Raw genomic sequence first — 15484 nt, forward strand, 5'->3', positions numbered from 1 at the left:
CGGATCGCTTCAGCGCCGGTGAGAACACCGGGCGGTCCGAGAGCGAGACGCTACGGCCCGCATGCGTACGAACCCGCAGAAGGCGTGGGGGCGGGCCGGTGCTCCGGCCGGCGTGAAAGAGGCCCGCAACCCCGCGCGCCCGGAGCACGCCGGAGGCGGCAACCAGCGAGACCTCAACTGCGACGGCCGGCCGGAGCACCGGCCCGCCCCCGCGCCCGCGGACACCGGCCCGGCACGGGAACGCCGGACCCGCACCAGGACCCTGAAGAGGGGGACCGCCCGATCAGTCGGTCCGGTCCTACAGGCGGGGAAGGTCGATGAGGAGGGTCCTACCGTCGCTTGCCGCGGCGGTGCGGAGTTCGGCGTCGAACCCCGCGCCGCTGTAGCAGATCAGCCGGGTGCCTTCCGTGTCGTACTTGCGGACCGCGAGCAGGTCCCGGGCCCTGCGGAGACGATCGAGGTGGCGCAGGCCCATGGCCTTCCCCCACTTGGCCTCGCCGAGGGCGAGCAGCCGGGCGGGCCTGCCGGGCTCTCCGGGGGCGAGCGCGGCGACGTCGACCTGGATCGACGTACGGCCTGCGGGATCGGAGACGGGAGTGTCCGAGTAGACCGGCTCGTGCCGGTAGGCGGGGGTGCCTCCGACGACGGAGTGCAGCAGGACGGCAAGCCCGTGGTCGTCCTCGCAGCCCCAGAACCGGGCCGCGGTGAGGTAGTCCATCGGATTGACCACGAGTTCGAGACTCGCCCGGCCCCGGAGCGGCGCGTCGCCCGCCAGCAGTTCGCCCATCACCGGCATCGCGGACCCGCACAGCAGCAGTTTGGCCGCCGAGCGCCGTGCCGTACCGCCCGGGTCGAGGGCGCGCTGAAACAGGGAGGGCAGGACCGGACTCGCCTTGGCGAGGTAGGGGAACTCGTCGATGACGATGATCCCGTCCGTGACCGTGGCGTACAGCCGCTCGATGGCCTGGTCCCAGTTGGCGAAGTGGTACTGGCCTCCGCCGCCGGTGTGGAAGGCGAGCGCCTCTCCGAACCGGCGCAGGCCCTCGGTCTCGGTGTCGTCGGCGGCCACGAAGTAGAAGCCGCCGACGGCCTCGGCGAGGGCGTTGAGCAGGAAGGTCTTGCCCTGCCTGCGTCGGCCGCTGACCACGCCCAGCCGGGTGCTCGATGCCCGGCTCTCGGCGAACCGGCTCAGGGCGCTCCACTCCGCGTCCCGGGCGAAGACGTGGTCAGGTTTCGGGATCACATCGCCTTCTTAGAGGTATGCCTCTTAGAACTACATCTCTAAGGGCTGCACCTCTATGCTCTTTCTCTGCGGTCCGTCAGGCGACGCGGCGGGCGGTGACGGGGTGGCCGCTCCAGAGCATGGCGATCTCATGGGCCGGCTCGCCGACGAAGGTCAGCTCCACCTCGCCCTTCATCCGGGCGAAGTAGCGGGTGCGCGACATCGGGCGCAGCTCGGTCTTCTTCAGGCCGTGGACCTCCACCATCAGGCCCTCCCCCTCCCGCGTCACCTCGATGGCCGAGGTCCGCCCCATGAAGGTGCACTCGTAGCGGCCCGTGCAGGCGTCGAAGACCGACGGGTCGGCCGGGACGAAGACCCGCTCGCCCGGCAGTTCGTACGGCTCGCCGCGCGCGATCGCGGCCAGTCCCGCCTCGATCTCCGTGAAGGCGGCGTTCTCTGCGTTCGCCAGCACGACGACCGTCAGGTCGTCGGCGGGGCGGTGGGTGGTGAGGCTGACATAGCCGATGGTCCCACCGGAGCTCTCCACGCGGTCGCCGGAGACCGCGCAGCCGTAGGCGTAGCCGTCCGCGTGCGGTGTGACGAGCGCCCTGAGCGAGCGGGGGGCGAGGACCTTCCCGGCGCGCAGGCCGCGCACCCAGCGGAACATGTCCTCGGCGGTCGAGTGCAGCGCCCCGGCCGCGTACTGGTTGGAGTTGTCGAGGTACGGCGTGCGGACGGCCCGCCCGCCGTCGAGCGTGTAGCCGTCGGCGTGGCCGGGGACCACGTCGCCGCGGGAGGCGAGCCCGCTGCGCTCCATGCCGAGCGGGGCGAGGATCTCGCGCCGGATGTGCTCGCCGTAGGTCTCGCCGGTGAGCCGCTCGATCACCGCGCCGAGCAGCACCCAGCCGGAGTTGCTGTAGCTCAGCCGCTCGCCGGGGGTGAAGAGGAGAGGCCGGTCGCGGAAGCTCACGATCAGCTCCTCGACCGTCCGGGGCAGGCCCATGGTCCGGGTGAAGCCCTCGGTGGTGATGTAGTCGGGGATGCCCGAGGTGTTGGTCAGCAGGTGGTGGAGGGTGATGCGGTCCCCGCCGGGGTGACCGGGCAGGACCTCCTCCAGGGGGCGGGTGACGTCGAGCAGCCCCCGCTCCTGGAGCCGGAGGATCGCGATCGCGGTGAACGTCTTGGTCTGCGACCCGATCCGGAATGCCGTCCGCGGGGTGTTCGGCACGCCGTGCTCGTGGCTGGCCAGGCCGTACCCCTTGGAGAGCAGCACCCGGTCTCCGCGGGCGACCAGGACCGAGCCGCTGAAGCGGCCGAGCCGTTCGTAGGCCCTCACCAGGGTGTCCATGCGTGATCTGGCGCGCCAGGCCATGTTCTCTCCTTGGTCAAGCATGAATAGTCAATATTGATTATTAGGGCACGGCGGCTCGCTATAGTCAACTTTGAATATCGACGGTACGGCCCTCCGGGAGTGCGGTTGTCCTCCAGTGCGCGCATGCTCGTGCTCGGCCTGCTCCAGCAGCGGCCCATGCACGGCTACGAGATCAACCAGCTCGCCGCGGAGGCCGAGCTGGACCGGTGGACGCCCGTGCTGCCCGGCTCGGTCTACTACGCGCTGAACAAGCTCGAGAAGGACGGCCTGGTGCGCACCGAGGCGGAGGAGCGGACCGGGGACCGGCTCCGGAAGGTCTACGCGATCACCAAGGAGGGGCGGGCCGAGCTGGAGCGCCTGCTCCTGGACGCCCTGGCCCGGCCGCCGCACGGCGTGCAGTCGGCGCTGGCCCTGGCCGCGACCTGGATCCATCTGCTCCCCCGTGAGCGGGCCCTGGCTCGGCTGGCCGAGGCGGAGGCGGAGCTGGCGACGGCCAGGGAGCACAACGAGCGGGGACGGGAGCTGAAGGCCGGCATCTCGCCGATGGCGGCGGCGCTGTTCGACAACGCCGCGGAGATCATCGACGCGGACGAGCGCCTTCTGCGCCGCCTCCGGGAGCTGCTGTCGGGGCATGATGGCTGAATGCGGAACAGACCGGGGGATGTCCTGATTCGGGTGCTCGCCGTGGCGGGGATGGCCGCGGCGGTGCTGTTCGCCGGATCCGGCGCGCAGGCGGGAGAGAGCGGCGGGACGGGCCGGGGGCCGGTACCGATGGTCTCCGCGGCGGCCCCGGCGGAGGTCCCGGAGGTCTCCGCGGCGGCTCCGGCGGAGCCGGACGAGGCCGGCGGGGAACAGGGCGGGGGAGACGAGACGGAGCAGATCCTCTTCCGCTTCACGGACCCCCGGATCACCGAGTCGAGCGGGCTGGCGGTCTCGCCGGCGCACGAGGACGTCTACTACACCCACAACGACAGCGAGGCGGGCCCCGTCTTCTTCGCGGTCGGCGGCGACGGCCGTACCCGGGCGACCTTCACCGTGCGGGGCGCGGCCGCCCGCGACTGGGAGGGCATGGCGGCCTCCCGGGACCCGCGGACCGGCCGGGGGGTGCTCTGGTTCGCCGACATCGGCGACAACTTCGACGGCGCCTGGCCCGACATCTCGGTCTACAAGGTGGCCGAGCCCGCCTCGCTGCGCGACGCCACCGTCCCCGCCGTGCGCTACCGCTTCCGCTACGAGGACGGCGGGCACAACGCCGAGGGCGTCATGGTCCACCCCAAGACCGGGCGGCTCTACGTCGTGAGCAAGGAGTTCGCCGGGTCGGTCTACGCGGCGCCGGAACGCCTGCGCACCGGGAAGGTCAACGTGCTGCGCCGGGTCGGCTCCGCGCCCGTCATGGCGACCGACGCCGCCTACGCGCCCGACGGGTCGAGCTTCGTGATCCGGACCTACTTCTCCGCGACGGTCTACCGCGACTTCGACGAGCAGCTGGCCCGGGTCCCGATGCCCCAGCTGGAGCAGGCCGAGTCGATCGCCTACACCGCGGACGGCAAGGCCCTGCTGACCGGGAGCGAGGGCGGTGACAGCCCGGTCCACCGGGTGCCGCTGCCCGAGCGCGTCCTGGCGGCGGCCTCGCCCTCGCCCGCTCCGGAGCCGAGTGGTACGGCGGGCACGGAGGCGGACCGCCCGGGCGGAGTGCCGGTGTCGGCCGTGGCGCTCTGGCTGCTCGTGGCGGCCGGCGCCACCGGCGTCATCGTCTTCGTCGCCCGCCGGGCCCGGTAGGCGGCCTCCGTCCGGTGGGCCGCCTCCGCCCACCGCGCGGGGCGGAGGACCGGTGGGAGCCCGCCGTACCCCGTCAGCGGCGGCGGCGACGGCCCCAGAGAAGGCCGGCGAGGACGGCGAGGCTTCCGGCGACCACGCCCGTCAGGATGCCGCCGAGGAAATCGCCGAGGTCCCCGTCGCGGTTGACGAACCAGCCGACGGCGACGGCGGCCAGCAGGAGCACGTAGCCGGCGAGGAAGAGGTAGAGGCCCTTGCCGAAGAACACACTGCGGGCGGGGACGGCGGGGGCGGCGTCGAGCTCGCCCGCCGGTCCTTCGGAGGCGGCCTTGGGGCGCTTGAAGTAGTGGTAGTACACCCAGCTCCCACAGGGCTCCCAGCCGTCCGGCGCCAGGCGCTCGGCGAGGGCGTCACGCCTCGTCGGGAGCGCGGTCTCGCGGCGGTACTCCCAGCGGAGCGGGTGCTCCGGCACCCGCCGGCTGACGAAGCGTCCCAGGTGGTCGATGCGCTCGACCTCCCAGCCCTGGTCGCCGTAGACGTTGAGGCGGGCGACGTCCTGGAAGGCGTCGGCGGTCCAGAGCCAGGTCTCGGCGGCGGGGTCCGGGTCGTCCTGCGGGGCGTCCGCCGGACGGGCGGGGGCGAGCGCGGCGGCGAAGCCGGCCGCGGGGCCGAACTCCTCCTCGGGGTCGGCGCCGCTCTCGGTGACGTAGGCGGCGAGGTCGCCGACGGTCGCGGAGACCTCCTTCTCGGGGACGCCGCGCTCGCGCAGCAGGGTGGCGAGCTCGTCGAAATAGGCGGTGGTGGTCATGCCACACCTCCTCGGGAGAGTACCGAGCGGACGGATCCGTCGAAGGCCAGCCAGAGCCCGCCCTGCTCGGCGAGGGTGTCGCGGCCCTGCTGGGTGAGGGTGTAGTAGCGGCGGCCGGGGCCCCGGTCGGCGGCGCGGAACTCCGCGGTGACCAGGCCGGCCTCCTCCAGCCGGTTGAGTACGGGGTAGAGCGTGCCGCCCTTGATCTGGCCGAGGCCGCTCTCGGCGAGGGTCTTGGCGATCTCGTAGCCGTAGTTCTCGCCCTCGGCGAGGCTGGCGAGCACCAGCAGGTCGAGCACGCCCTTCAGCCAGCTGGCGCGGCGGTCGGCGGTCATGGCGCTCATCGGCGGGCGCGCCCGAACTGCCAGGCGAGGGAGACGGCGGTGACGACGAAGAGGCCGGTCAGGACGCCGGAGAGGAGGTCCAGGTCGGAGTGGCGGCGGACGAGGGTGTTGCTCAGGGACAGGAGGAAGAAGGCGGCGAGGGTGTACTGGAAGCGCCTGTCGGAGTAGAGGGCGTTGCGGGCGGGGGTGGCCGGGGTCGTGGAGCCGGAGTGCGCGGTGGTCATGGGGGTTTCCTTTCGGGGTCGAGGGAGCGGGTCCGCCGGCGGCCGGCCCCGGGGGGAGCCGTCGGCGTCACGATGTAGAAGTTACCGCCATCTAGTTAGAAATGCAACCTATGTGGCTTCGGTTCCTGTGTCGGATTCCTGAGGGATGTCCTGAAGCGTGTCCTCTTCTCCTGGGAGCGGAGTGCCCGCTAGCTTTCGGGGATGTGCACTTCGGTGACCGGAGTGCCCCGTTTCGGAGGTCGTGTCATGAACATCGGCATCGTGGGCGCGGGGATCGTCGGCCTGGCGGTGGCCAGGGAACTCGCGCTGACCCGCGGCGCCCGGGTGACCGTCCTCGACAAGGAGGACCGGGTCGGAGCCCACCAGACCGGGCACAACAGCGGAGTCGTGCACGCGGGCATCTACTACCGGCCCGGCTCGCTCAAGGCGCGGCTCTGCAGGGAGGGCGTGGCGCTGCTGCGGGAGTACTGCGCCGAGCACGCCATCGCCTACTCCGAGGTCGGCAAACTCGTCGTCGCCGCCACCGCCGCGGAGCGGCCCGCCCTGCGGGCGATCGCCGCGCGGGCCAGGGAGAACGGCGTACCCGGCATCGCCGAGCTGGACGCGCTGGCCCTGCGCGAGGTCGAACCGCACGCCGTCGGGGTGGCCGCCGTGCATTCCCCGCACACCGCGATCGTCGACTTCCCCGCCGTCGCCCGGCGGCTGGCCCGGGACGTGGAGGAGGCCGGCGGCTCGGTACGGCTCGCGCACCCGGTCAGGTCCCTGCGCCAGACCGCGGACGGGGTGCGGGTGGTCGCCGGGACGGAGAGGTTCGGCTTCGACCGGCTGGTCGTCTGCGCCGGGCTCGGCACCGACGTGGTCGCCCGGATGGCCGGGGCCGGAGGGGACGTGCGGATCGTGCCGTTCCGCGGGGAGTACCGCGCGCTGGCCGGATCGGCGAAGGACCTGGTCCGCGGGCTGATCTACCCGGTGCCCGACCCCCGCTACCCGTTCCTCGGGGTGCACCTGACCCGCAGGATCGACGGTGAGGTGCTCGTCGGCCCCAACGCGGTGATGGCGCTGGCGCTGGAGGGCTACTCCCGGCGGGACGTCGACCTCGCCGACCTGCGCAGGGTGGCGGCCTGGCCGGGAACGTGGCGGCTGGCCGCACGGCACTGGCGGACGGGGGTCTCCGAGGTGCTCGGCTCGCTCTCCGGCCGGTCCTTCCTGGAGGGCGCGCGCCGCTACGTGCCCGCGCTCACCGCGGCGGATCTCGTCCCGGCGGAGGGCGGCGTCCGGGCGCAGGCCGTGGCCCGGGACGGGAGCATGGCGGACGACTTCGTGATCGACACGTACGGCCGGATCACCCTGGTGCGCAACGCCCCGTCGCCTGCGGCGACGTCGAGCCTGGCGATAGCCAGACATATTGTCGAGATAACCTCTGTTCTGACCTTTTGACGGCTTTCTCGGACGGGCGGGTGAGGATGGTTCGCGTGAACGAATCACCCGAGGCGCGCCTGCTGATCGTGGAGGACGAGCCGAACATCCTCGAACTGCTGGCCGCGAGCCTGCGGTTCGCCGGATTCGGGGTGAACACGGCGGGCAACGGGGCCGACGCCGTCGCCGCCGCGCAGCGCCACCGGCCGGACCTCATCGTGCTCGACGTGATGCTCCCCGACATGGACGGCTTCGACGTCGTACGGCGGCTGCGCGGCGGGGGGAGCGACACCCCCGTGCTCTTCCTCACCGCCCGGGACGCCACCGAGGACAAGATCCGCGGGCTGACCCTGGGCGGGGACGACTACGTGACCAAGCCGTTCAGCCTGGAGGAGGTCGTGGCCCGCATCCGGGCGGTGCTGCGCCGTACCGGGGGAGGGGAGACGCCCGCCCGCCAGCCCCGGCTCACCTTCGCCGACATCGAGCTCGACGAGGAGAGCCACGAGGTGTGGCGGCAGGGCCGGGCGGTGGCGCTCTCGCCGACGGAGTTCAAGCTGCTGCGCTACTTCATGGTGAACGCGGGCCGGGTGCTGTCGAAGGCGCAGATCCTCGACCACGTGTGGGACTACGACTTCCGCGGCGACGTCGGGATCGTGGAGTCCTACGTCTCCGTGCTCCGCCGTAAGATCGACAACACGGATCCCCGGCTGATCCACACGCTGCGCGGGGTCGGCTACGTGCTCCGCTGCCCGCCGGGCGCGTGACGCCCGCCAGGAGGCCCTGTTGCTCACCCGGATCTCCCTGCGGACCAAGCTGATCGGCGCCATCCTGGTCCTGCTGGCCATCGCGCTGGTCCTGATCGCGGTCGGCAGCGTCTCGATCATGAGGAGCTACCTGGTCGCCCGGGTGGACAAGCAGATCGAGGTCACCACCGAGAACACGCTGCGCCGCCTGCAGCGCTCCGGGGTCTTCGAGCCGCCGGGCCGGTCCCTCCAGGCCGACATGAGGACGGAACTCCGCGATCCCGAGGGCAGGGTCGTCGTCCAGCTCAGCGGGGCGGACGTGGAGGGCAGGTCCGCGCCGCGGGTGTCCCGGGACCCGAGGCCGGAGCCGTACGACGCCGGGGCCTGGCGGGTCCGGACGACCCGGCTGGACTCCGGCGGGAGCCTCGTGGTGGCCGTCGAGCTGTCCGAGGTCCGGCAGATCGTCGGCCAGCTCGCGCTGGTCGAGGCCCTCGGCGGCGGAGGGCTGATGCTGGCGCTGGCGCTGACGGGCGTGGTGGTCATCCGCCGGAGCCTGCGCCCGCTGGAGGAGATCGAGCGCACCGCCGAGGCCATCGCCGCCGGAGACCTGAGCCGCCGCGTCCCCGACGCCGACCCGCGCACCGAGGTCGGCCGGCTCGGCCGGTCGCTGAACGGCATGCTCACCCAGATCGAGACGGCCTTCCGGGCCAGGTCCGAGTCGGAGGCCGCCGCCCGCGACTCGGAGGAGCGGATGCGCCGCTTCGTCGCCGACGCCTCGCACGAGCTGCGCACACCGCTGACGTCGATCCGGGGGTTCGCCGAGTTCTACCGGCAGGCGCCCGGCATCGACGCCGGGCCGCTGATGCGCCGGGTGGAGTCGGAGGCCGTCCGGATGGGCCTGCTCGTCGACGACCTGCTCCTGCTCGCCCGGATGGACCAGCAGCGGCCGATGGCGAAGCGCCCGGTGGACCTGCTCGCCATCGCCGCCGACGCCGTCCACGACGCCCGCATCCTCGCCCCCGGCCGGAAGATCTCGCTCTCCGTCGACGGCGCCGCCCTGATCGTCTCCGGTGACGAGGTACGGCTCCGCCAGGTCATGGGCAACCTGATGAACAACGCGCTCACCCACACCCCGGCGGGCACGCCCGTGCGGGTGGGGCTGCGCGCGGAGGACGGGGAGGCCGTCGCCGAGGTGGCGGACGAGGGCCCGGGCCTCACCCCGGAGCAGTGCGAGCGCGTCTTCGAGCGGTTCTACCGCGTCGACTCCGCCCGCGGCCGCCGCACCCCCCAGGACGGCGGGAGCGGCCTGGGCCTGGCTATCGTCGCGGCCATGGTGGAGGCGCACGGCGGGACGGTGGGCGTGGACTCCGAACCCGGCAGGGGCGCCGCGTTCAGCGTCCGGATCCCCCTCGCCTCCGACATCGGCTGAACGACATCGGCTGGACCCGCCGGTACCGGCCGCGAGCGGAGCGGCGCCGTCCGGCAAGATGGAGGATCATGACGGGAAACACGATCGTCTACGACGGCGACTGCGGCATGTGCACCACGGCCGCGGCCTTCATCGAGCGGCGGATGAGGGTGGACGCGCGGATCACCGCCTGGCAGCGCACCGACCTCGCCGCCCTGGGCACGACCCCGGAGCGGGCCGCCTACGAGCTGCTCTGGGTGGACCGGCGGGGCCGGACGTACGGCGGGGCCCAGGCCGTCGCCAAGATCCTCCTGGCGGCGGGACCGCCGTGGTCACTCCTGGGCCTGGTCATGCGCGTCCCGCCGTTCCGCTGGCCGGCCCACTGGGTCTACCGGCTCGTCGCCGCCAACCGCCACCGGCTGCCCGGCGGGACCCCGGCCTGCTCCCTGCCCGCCGACCGGCGGGGTCCCGTCGGATAGCGGCCGCGCGGCCGTGGAGCGCACGAGACGCTCGGTGGGCAGGAACGCGAACAGCAGACAGAGCACGTGCGGCCAGAACATGATCGAAACGGTGGCGTACACCGTGAGGTGGAAGCCGGTGAGCACCCCCACCGCGCCGTACCACCAGCGCCCGCGCAGGAACAGCACCGCGGGTGAGCACAGCTCCATCAGCATGATCCCCCACTGGGCCCAGTGGAGGATCCACGGATAGTCCAGCAGCCACTGGCCCAGCCCGGTGCCGCGGCGCATCACCGCACGCACCAGCGTCGCGCTGTTGACCCACTCGAAGCCGCCGAAGCGGAGCTTCGCGAAGGCCGACAGGAAGTAGGTCGCGATGACGGCGAGCTGCACACAGCGCAGGGCCCAGCCCGCGGACTCGGCGGTGGCGCGGCTGCGGAGGCGGGCCCCTGCCACGGTGGGGAGTACGGCCAGTGCGGCCACGAAGGCGAACCGGTCGTGGTCGACCTTCCCGAACGAGAAGCTGAGGATGAGCTGCTCGACGTAGAGCACGCAGATCGCGGCCCCGAGGGAGCGCTGCCACCGGCCGGAGGGGGCGAGGGCGGCGGCGGTGAGGGAGAGCGGGACCAGTGACCAGGTGACCGCCGTGATGAGCAGCGGCGTCGGGCGGGGCAGGTGGAGCAGCTCGGCCACGATGAGCGGGTCGTACAGCGCGGTGCCGGCGGCGTGGTGCAGGCCGATGGGCCGGAGCAGCAGCAGGTCGAGCGGGATGAACAGGTAGGCGGCGATGCGGAACACCGCGATCCGCGCGACCGGGACCGGACCGAAGAGCCAGCGTGTCAGCGCAGCCATTCCGCGATCACCTTCTCCTCGGTTCCCACGAACCTGCGGTCGCGGAGCTTGAGATAACGCATGATCAGTCGGCCGCCGGTCCAGCGGGGCTCCGACGGCCGCAGCCGGTCGTGGGCGTCGAGGAGCTCCTCCACCAGCCGGTGCTCCGCCTTGAACTGCGGGATCCGGCCCTCGACCTCGGCGCGGTTCACGCCCACCACGGCGGATTCGAGCGGGACCTCCCGCCAGGTGCCGTCCTCGAGGCGGGCCTCCATGGCGACCACGTGGATGTTCCCGTCGGGCGGGGTGCTCGTCGAGTACATGCGGAACGGGCCGAAGGGGAAGGCGTCGTCGTCCCCGGCGAACGTTCCCGCGAGGAGGAGGGCCGCGCAGACACCGGCGAAGGACAACCGTACCGCCTTGGCAGGGCCGGAAAGGGATGGTCCGGACCTGTCGGACGATTCGTCGCTGGCTTCCACAGCGGCATGTTAGTAGAAGGAAAATACATGATCAAATAACGGTGTAAATCATTATGGGGGTGGAATTACAGGAGTTTCCGCTGTTCCGCGCCTTCCCGCCGGCTCCCGCTCCGCCGGTATGGGGCCGGGGGCACGGGTCCCCGGGTGCCGCACGTCCGTCCGCCGGGTCTTCAGGAAACCCTCAGCGGTGGCGGAGCCCGTTCCCAGGGAGGTGGGAAAACCTCATAGGCATGCTGGACAGAGTTGAGGCCCGCCTGCTGGTGGTGGACGACGAGCCGAACATCCGGGAGCTGCTCTCGGCCAGCCTGCGCATGTCCGGTTTCGAGGTCATGACGGCGGCGGACGGCGGGGAGGCCGTGCAGTTCGCGCAGCGGATCCGTCCCGACCTCGTGGTGCTCGACGTGATGCTGCCCGACATGGACGGCTTCGCGGTGGCGGGACGGCTGCGGGAGATGGGCGGGCAGATGCCCGTGCTCTTCCTGACCGCGCGGGAAGGCGTCGACGACAAGGTCACCGGGTTGAGGCTGGCGGACGACTACGTGACGAAGCCCTTCAGCCTGGAGGAGGTCCTGGCGCGGATCCGGGCGGTGCTCCGCCGTACCCGGGGGGACCTGGACCTGCCGGTCCGGCTCAAGGTCGGCGACCTGGAGCTGGACGAGGAGGCCCACCAGGTCTGGAGGGCCGGCGAGCCGGTACGGCTCTCGCCGACGGAGTTCAAGCTGCTGCACTACTTCATGGTCAACACCGGCCGGGTGCTGTCCAAGGCGCAGATCCTCGACCACGTGTGGAACTACGACTTCGGCGGCGACGCCGGGGTCGTCGAGTCCTACGTCTCCTATCTGCGCAGGAAGGTGGACACGGCCGAGCCGCGGCTCATCCACACCCTGCGCGGAGTGGGCTACGTGCTGCGCTCGCCGCAGAGTGATTGAACTTTCAGCTACTCTTCAGCTTCGCCTGATCTGACCTTGAGCTTCGTGGGTTCAAATGGATGGCGGGTGACCCCGGACCCTCCCGGACCGGCCGCGGATTCGGGTTCGTCTCCAGCTGCGGGGGAGACGAACCCGGCACGAGATCCGTCCGCCGGAGCAGGGAGAGGAGGCCCCACCGCCCTACCGGATTCGCCCCCGTGATCCGGTCGGGCGGTGGGGCCCAACCGTGTCCGGGGTCCTTTTTTGCGTCTAGTGTCTCTTTCCTCGGGAATGACCCTCCGTATGAAGGAAAGCGAGGGTCTGCTGGGAGCGCTGCGAGAGCTGCGACGCCACCTTGACCATGAGCTGTTCCCGCTGGCGGCCGGGGACGCGGCGGCCGACCGGCGGACACTGCGCGAGCTGACCGGTCAGCTCGACGACTACCTGATCCCGCGCCTGAAGGCGGTCGACGCCCCCTTGCTGGCCGTCGTCGGCGGCTCCACCGGGGCGGGCAAGTCCACCCTGGTGAACTCCCTGGTCGGCGCGGACGTCGCCGAGCCGGGCGTGCTCCGCCCCACCACCCTGGCGCCCACTCTGGTGACCGGCCCGGCCGACCGGGACTGGTTCACCGGCCTGCACGTCCTGCCCGGCCTGCCGCGCGTCACCGGACGCGGCCCCGGCGAGCCCGGCACGCTCCGGGTGGTCGTCGCCGAGGCGGTCCCGCCCGGCCTGGCCCTGCTCGACGCGCCCGACATCGACTCCGTCGTCGCCGCCAACCGCGAGCTCGCCGCCCAGCTCCTCGCCGCCGCCGACCTGTGGCTGTTCACCACCACCGCCGCCCGCTACGCCGACGAGGTGCCCTGGGGCTTCCTGCGCGCGGCCCGGGAACGGAGCACGGCGCTGGCCGTGATCCTCTCGCGGGTCCCGCCGGAGGCGACGGGCGTGGTGGCGGGCGACCTGCGGCGCCTGCTGGAGGCCAACGGACTGGGCGGGACCCGGCTCTTCGAGGTGCCGGAGCTGCCGCTGCCCGAGGAGAACGCCCGGCTGCCCCGCGAGGCCGTCCGGCCCGTCGCCGACTGGCTGGCCGGCATCGCGGCCGACGCGGCGGCCCGCGCCGACGTGGTGCGCCAGACCCTGTCCGGCGCGCTGGAGAGCCTCGCCGCGCGCGTCCCGGTGCTCGCCGACGCGGTGGACCGCCAGCACGCCGCCGCCACCGAGCTCCGCGAGGCGGTCGCGGCCGCCTACGCCGCCGGGACGGCCCGCTTCGACGAGGGCATGCTCGACGGGTCGCTGCTGCGGGGCGAGGTGCTCGCCCGCTGGCAGGACTTCATCGGCACCGGTGACCTGATGCGCTCCCTGGAGAGCCGGGTGGGGTGGCTCCGGGACCGGGTCGTCGCGCTGTTCACCGGGAGGCCCGCGCCGGAGAGCGAGCTGCGGGTCGCACTGGAGAGCGGGGTGGAGGCGCTGATCAGGTCGTCGGCGGACAGCGCCGCCGAGCTCGCGCTGGAGTCGTGGTCGTCCCGCCCGGCGGGGCGCGCGCTGCTGGAGCGGGCCGGGGTCGCCGAGGCCGGACGGCTCGGCCGCTCCTCGCCGGAGCTGCGCCGGGCCGCGGAGGAGGCGGTCCGCGGCTGGCAGGGCTACGTGCTCGACCTGGTCCGGCAGGAGGGCGCGGAGAGGCGGACCACCGCCCGGATCGCCTCCTACGGGGTCAACGGGGCCGGGCTGCTGCTCATGATCGCGGTCTTCGCCTCCACCGGTGGGCTGACCGGGATCGAGGTCGGCATCGCCGGCGGCACCAGCGTGCTCAGCCAGAAGATCCTGGAGGCCGTCTTCGGCGACCAGGCCGTCCGGACCCTGACCATGAAGGCCCGCGACGACCTGCGCACCCGCGTCGAGCACATCCTCGACGCGGAGGCGGCCCGCTTCACCGCCCTCCTCGACGCCGTCGAGCCTCCCGGCGGGGCCGCCGCGGCCCTGCGCGCCGCGGCGCGGGCCGTACGGGAGCACCGGGACGAGATCCCGGCGTCCGGGCGGTCCGGGACCGGCCCGGTCACCGAGGCGGAGCCGTACGGGACCGGGGAAGGGCCGCACGGGACCGGGCAGGAGGGGAGCGGGACCGGGGAAGGGCCGCACGGGGCCGGACGGGGAGCGGACGGCGGCGTCCGCGGGAGGGTCGCCGCGGGCAAGAGGGCGGGTGACCGGTGAAACTGCTGCGACGCGGGGACCGCACGGGCGGGATCTCCCTGGACGAGCGGCTGGCGGCCCTGGCCGAGGCCGCGGAGCTGGCCGAAGGGCGGCTGGACGCCGGAGCGGTCGGACGGGCGCGCGCCGTGGTCGCCCGGGCGGGGACGCGGCGGAGCCTCTCGGTGGCCCACACCGCGGTCGCGCTGGCCGGGGCCACCGGGAGCGGCAAGTCGTCGCTGTTCAACCTGCTCTCCGGGACCTCGCTGGCCAGGGTCGGGGTGACCCGGCCCACCACCTCCACCGCGCAGGCGGCCCTGTGGGACGGGGGCGGGGCCGGGCCGCTGCTCGACTGGCTGGAGGTCCCGCACCGCCACGAGGTGGACGGCACGGGCGGCGGTACGGCGGGCGCCGACCTGTCCGGGCTGGTCCTGCTCGACCTGCCCGACCACGACTCGATCGAGCGGGCGCACCGGCTGGAGGTGGACCGGCTGGCCGGGATGGTCGACCTGGTGGTGTGGGTCCTCGACCCGCAGAAGTACGCCGACGCCGCCGTGCACGACCGGTACCTGGCGCCGCTCGCCCGGCACCGGGACGTCACCGTGGTCGTCCTCAACCAGATCGACCGGCTCTCCCCCGCCGCGGTCGAACGGTGCCTGGCGGACCTGCGGCGGCTGCTGGAGGCCGACGGGCTGGCCGGGGTCCCGGTGCTCGGCGTCTCGGCGCGGACCGGGGCGGGCGTCGGCGAGCTGCGCTCCCTGCTGGACTCCCGGGTCGCCGGCCGCCGCTCCTGGGCCGACCGCCTGGCCGCCGACGCGGAGACCGCCGCCGACGGCCTGGCCCGGGCCTCGGGCGGGGCCGCTCCGGACGGCCCGCCCGCCGGAGCCGCCCCCGGAGAGCCGCGGGAACGGCTCCCGGAACGACCCGGGGAACGCGGACGGCCGGAGCGGGACCCCGGGGACGACTCCAGGGACGGCGCCGCGGTGCCCGTGAGGGCGCCGGAAGAGAGCGTGCACGCCCTCGCCGCGCCGCTGGCCGCCGCGCTCTCCGAGTCGGCGGGCGTGCCGGGGGTCGTCCGCGCGGTGGCCAAGGCGCACCGGCACCGCTCGGTCGCGGCCACCGGCTGGCCGGTGACCCGGTGGGTCCGCCGGCTGCGGCCCGACCCGCTCCGCCGCCTCCGCCTGGGCACCGGCCCCGACTCCGGTTCCGGCTGGACCGGCGAGCCCGGCGGAGGGTCCGGTGAGCTCGTCGGGCGCACCTCGCTCCCCGTGGCGAGCGTCGTGCAGCGCTCCCAGATGGACACCGCCCTGCGCG

At 73.3% G+C, this 15484-nt stretch carries 15 protein-coding genes; 9 read left to right on the forward strand and 6 right to left on the reverse strand.

The features are described from left to right. Positions 1-298: 298 nt before the first annotated feature. Both ACFOWE_RS21040 and ACFOWE_RS21045 read right to left on the reverse strand, forming a co-directional pair. Positions 299-1243 carry an AAA family ATPase gene (locus tag ACFOWE_RS21040; protein ID WP_377290386.1) on the reverse strand — a complete coding sequence of 315 codons (945 nt, stop codon included), beginning with the start codon at positions 1241-1243 and terminating at the stop codon, positions 299-301. A gap of 76 nt (positions 1244-1319) precedes the next feature. Then, positions 1320-2615, reverse strand: coding sequence for a serine hydrolase domain-containing protein (locus ACFOWE_RS21045; RefSeq protein WP_377290388.1), 1296 nt, complete (start codon positions 2613-2615; stop codon positions 1320-1322). A 102-nt stretch (positions 2616-2717) separates the two neighbouring features. Here ACFOWE_RS21045 and ACFOWE_RS21050 point away from each other — a divergent pair, with 102 nt between their 5' ends. Then, positions 2718-3236: a PadR family transcriptional regulator gene (locus ACFOWE_RS21050; RefSeq protein ID WP_377290390.1), complete on the forward strand. Its 519-nt coding sequence runs from the start codon at positions 2718-2720 to the stop codon at positions 3234-3236. Then, positions 3237-4373, forward strand: coding sequence for a hypothetical protein (locus ACFOWE_RS21055; protein ID WP_377290392.1), 1137 nt, complete (start codon positions 3237-3239; stop codon positions 4371-4373). 73 nt (positions 4374-4446) lie between these two features. Here the strand turns inward: ACFOWE_RS21055 and ACFOWE_RS21060 are convergent, their stop codons facing one another. The 3 genes from ACFOWE_RS21060 to ACFOWE_RS21070 are packed head-to-tail and all read right to left on the reverse strand — an operon-like array spanning position 4447 to position 5746. After that, a complete protein-coding gene (locus ACFOWE_RS21060) occupies positions 4447-5178 on the reverse strand; it encodes a hypothetical protein (RefSeq protein WP_377290394.1) in 732 nt (243 codons plus the stop codon). Next, complete coding sequence (locus ACFOWE_RS21065) at positions 5175-5513, reverse strand: PadR family transcriptional regulator (protein ID WP_377290396.1); 339 nt, start codon at positions 5511-5513, stop codon at positions 5175-5177. The genes ACFOWE_RS21060 and ACFOWE_RS21065 overlap by 4 nt, the downstream gene beginning before the upstream one ends. Before the next feature lie 5 nt (positions 5514-5518). Next, positions 5519-5746 carry a hypothetical protein gene (locus ACFOWE_RS21070; RefSeq protein ID WP_377290398.1) on the reverse strand — a complete coding sequence of 76 codons (228 nt, stop codon included), beginning with the start codon at positions 5744-5746 and terminating at the stop codon, positions 5519-5521. A 246-nt stretch (positions 5747-5992) separates the two neighbouring features. Between ACFOWE_RS21070 and lhgO the strand changes: the two genes are divergently transcribed. The 4 genes from lhgO to ACFOWE_RS21090 all read left to right on the forward strand — a co-directional run bounded on the left by lhgO (position 5993) and on the right by ACFOWE_RS21090 (position 9792). After that, a complete protein-coding gene (lhgO, locus tag ACFOWE_RS21075) occupies positions 5993-7183 on the forward strand; it encodes an L-2-hydroxyglutarate oxidase (protein WP_377290400.1) in 1191 nt (396 codons plus the stop codon). Between the two features lie 35 nt (positions 7184-7218). Continuing rightward, positions 7219-7926: a response regulator transcription factor gene (locus ACFOWE_RS21080; protein ID WP_449301222.1), complete on the forward strand. Its 708-nt coding sequence runs from the start codon at positions 7219-7221 to the stop codon at positions 7924-7926. Positions 7927-7945: 19 nt separating this feature from the next. Beyond that, the gene (locus ACFOWE_RS21085; RefSeq protein ID WP_377290404.1) at positions 7946-9334 is read left to right on the forward strand and encodes a sensor histidine kinase; all 1389 of its coding nucleotides are present in this window, start codon (positions 7946-7948) and stop codon (positions 9332-9334) included. Between the two features lie 68 nt (positions 9335-9402). After that, positions 9403-9792, forward strand: a complete 390-nt coding sequence (locus ACFOWE_RS21090) for a thiol-disulfide oxidoreductase DCC family protein (RefSeq protein WP_377290406.1) — start codon at positions 9403-9405, stop codon at positions 9790-9792. Between the two features lie 818 nt (positions 9793-10610). Here the strand turns inward: ACFOWE_RS21090 and ACFOWE_RS21095 are convergent. Beyond that, positions 10611-11012, reverse strand: a complete 402-nt coding sequence (locus ACFOWE_RS21095) for a hypothetical protein (RefSeq protein ID WP_377290408.1) — start codon at positions 11010-11012, stop codon at positions 10611-10613. Positions 11013-11311: 299 nt separating this feature from the next. On the opposite strand from ACFOWE_RS21095, the gene ACFOWE_RS21100 reads away from it, so the two are divergent. From ACFOWE_RS21100 to ACFOWE_RS21110, 3 genes are all read left to right on the forward strand, one after another. Continuing rightward, entirely contained in the window at positions 11312-12010 is a 699-nt protein-coding gene (locus ACFOWE_RS21100) for a response regulator transcription factor (RefSeq protein WP_377290410.1), read from the forward strand. A 282-nt stretch (positions 12011-12292) separates the two neighbouring features. Further along, entirely contained in the window at positions 12293-14194 is a 1902-nt protein-coding gene (locus tag ACFOWE_RS21105) for an ABC transporter (RefSeq protein ID WP_377290412.1), read from the forward strand. Further along, positions 14191-15484 (forward strand): GTPase family protein (locus tag ACFOWE_RS21110; protein WP_377290414.1); only part of this gene is annotated, 1294 nt, incomplete at its 3' end. The genes ACFOWE_RS21105 and ACFOWE_RS21110, both read left to right, overlap by 4 nt.

The organism is Planomonospora corallina, assembly GCF_042650625.1.
In the GTDB taxonomy this organism is placed as follows: domain Bacteria; phylum Actinomycetota; class Actinomycetes; order Streptosporangiales; family Streptosporangiaceae; genus Planomonospora_B; species Planomonospora_B corallina.

Bases quoted from the DNA above. Each gene is read 5' to 3' on its own strand.
- ACFOWE_RS21090 (WP_377290406.1), top strand. From the start codon at position 9,403: ATGACGGGAAACACGATCGTCTACGACGGCGACTGCGGCATGTGCACC.
- ACFOWE_RS21060 (WP_377290394.1), bottom strand. From the start codon at position 5,178: ATGACCACCACCGCCTATTTCGACGAGCTCGCCACCCTGCTGCGCGAG.
- ACFOWE_RS21105 (WP_377290412.1), top strand. From the start codon at position 12,293: ATGAAGGAAAGCGAGGGTCTGCTGGGAGCGCTGCGAGAGCTGCGACGC.
- ACFOWE_RS21050 (WP_377290390.1), top strand. From the start codon at position 2,718: ATGCTCGTGCTCGGCCTGCTCCAGCAGCGGCCCATGCACGGCTACGAG.
- ACFOWE_RS21100 (WP_377290410.1), top strand. From the start codon at position 11,312: ATGCTGGACAGAGTTGAGGCCCGCCTGCTGGTGGTGGACGACGAGCCG.
- lhgO (WP_377290400.1), top strand. From the start codon at position 5,993: ATGAACATCGGCATCGTGGGCGCGGGGATCGTCGGCCTGGCGGTGGCC.
- ACFOWE_RS21065 (WP_377290396.1), bottom strand. From the start codon at position 5,513: ATGACCGCCGACCGCCGCGCCAGCTGGCTGAAGGGCGTGCTCGACCTG.
- ACFOWE_RS21055 (WP_377290392.1), top strand. From the start codon at position 3,237: ATGCGGAACAGACCGGGGGATGTCCTGATTCGGGTGCTCGCCGTGGCG.
- ACFOWE_RS21070 (WP_377290398.1), bottom strand. From the start codon at position 5,746: ATGACCACCGCGCACTCCGGCTCCACGACCCCGGCCACCCCCGCCCGC.
- ACFOWE_RS21045 (WP_377290388.1), bottom strand. From the start codon at position 2,615: ATGCTTGACCAAGGAGAGAACATGGCCTGGCGCGCCAGATCACGCATG.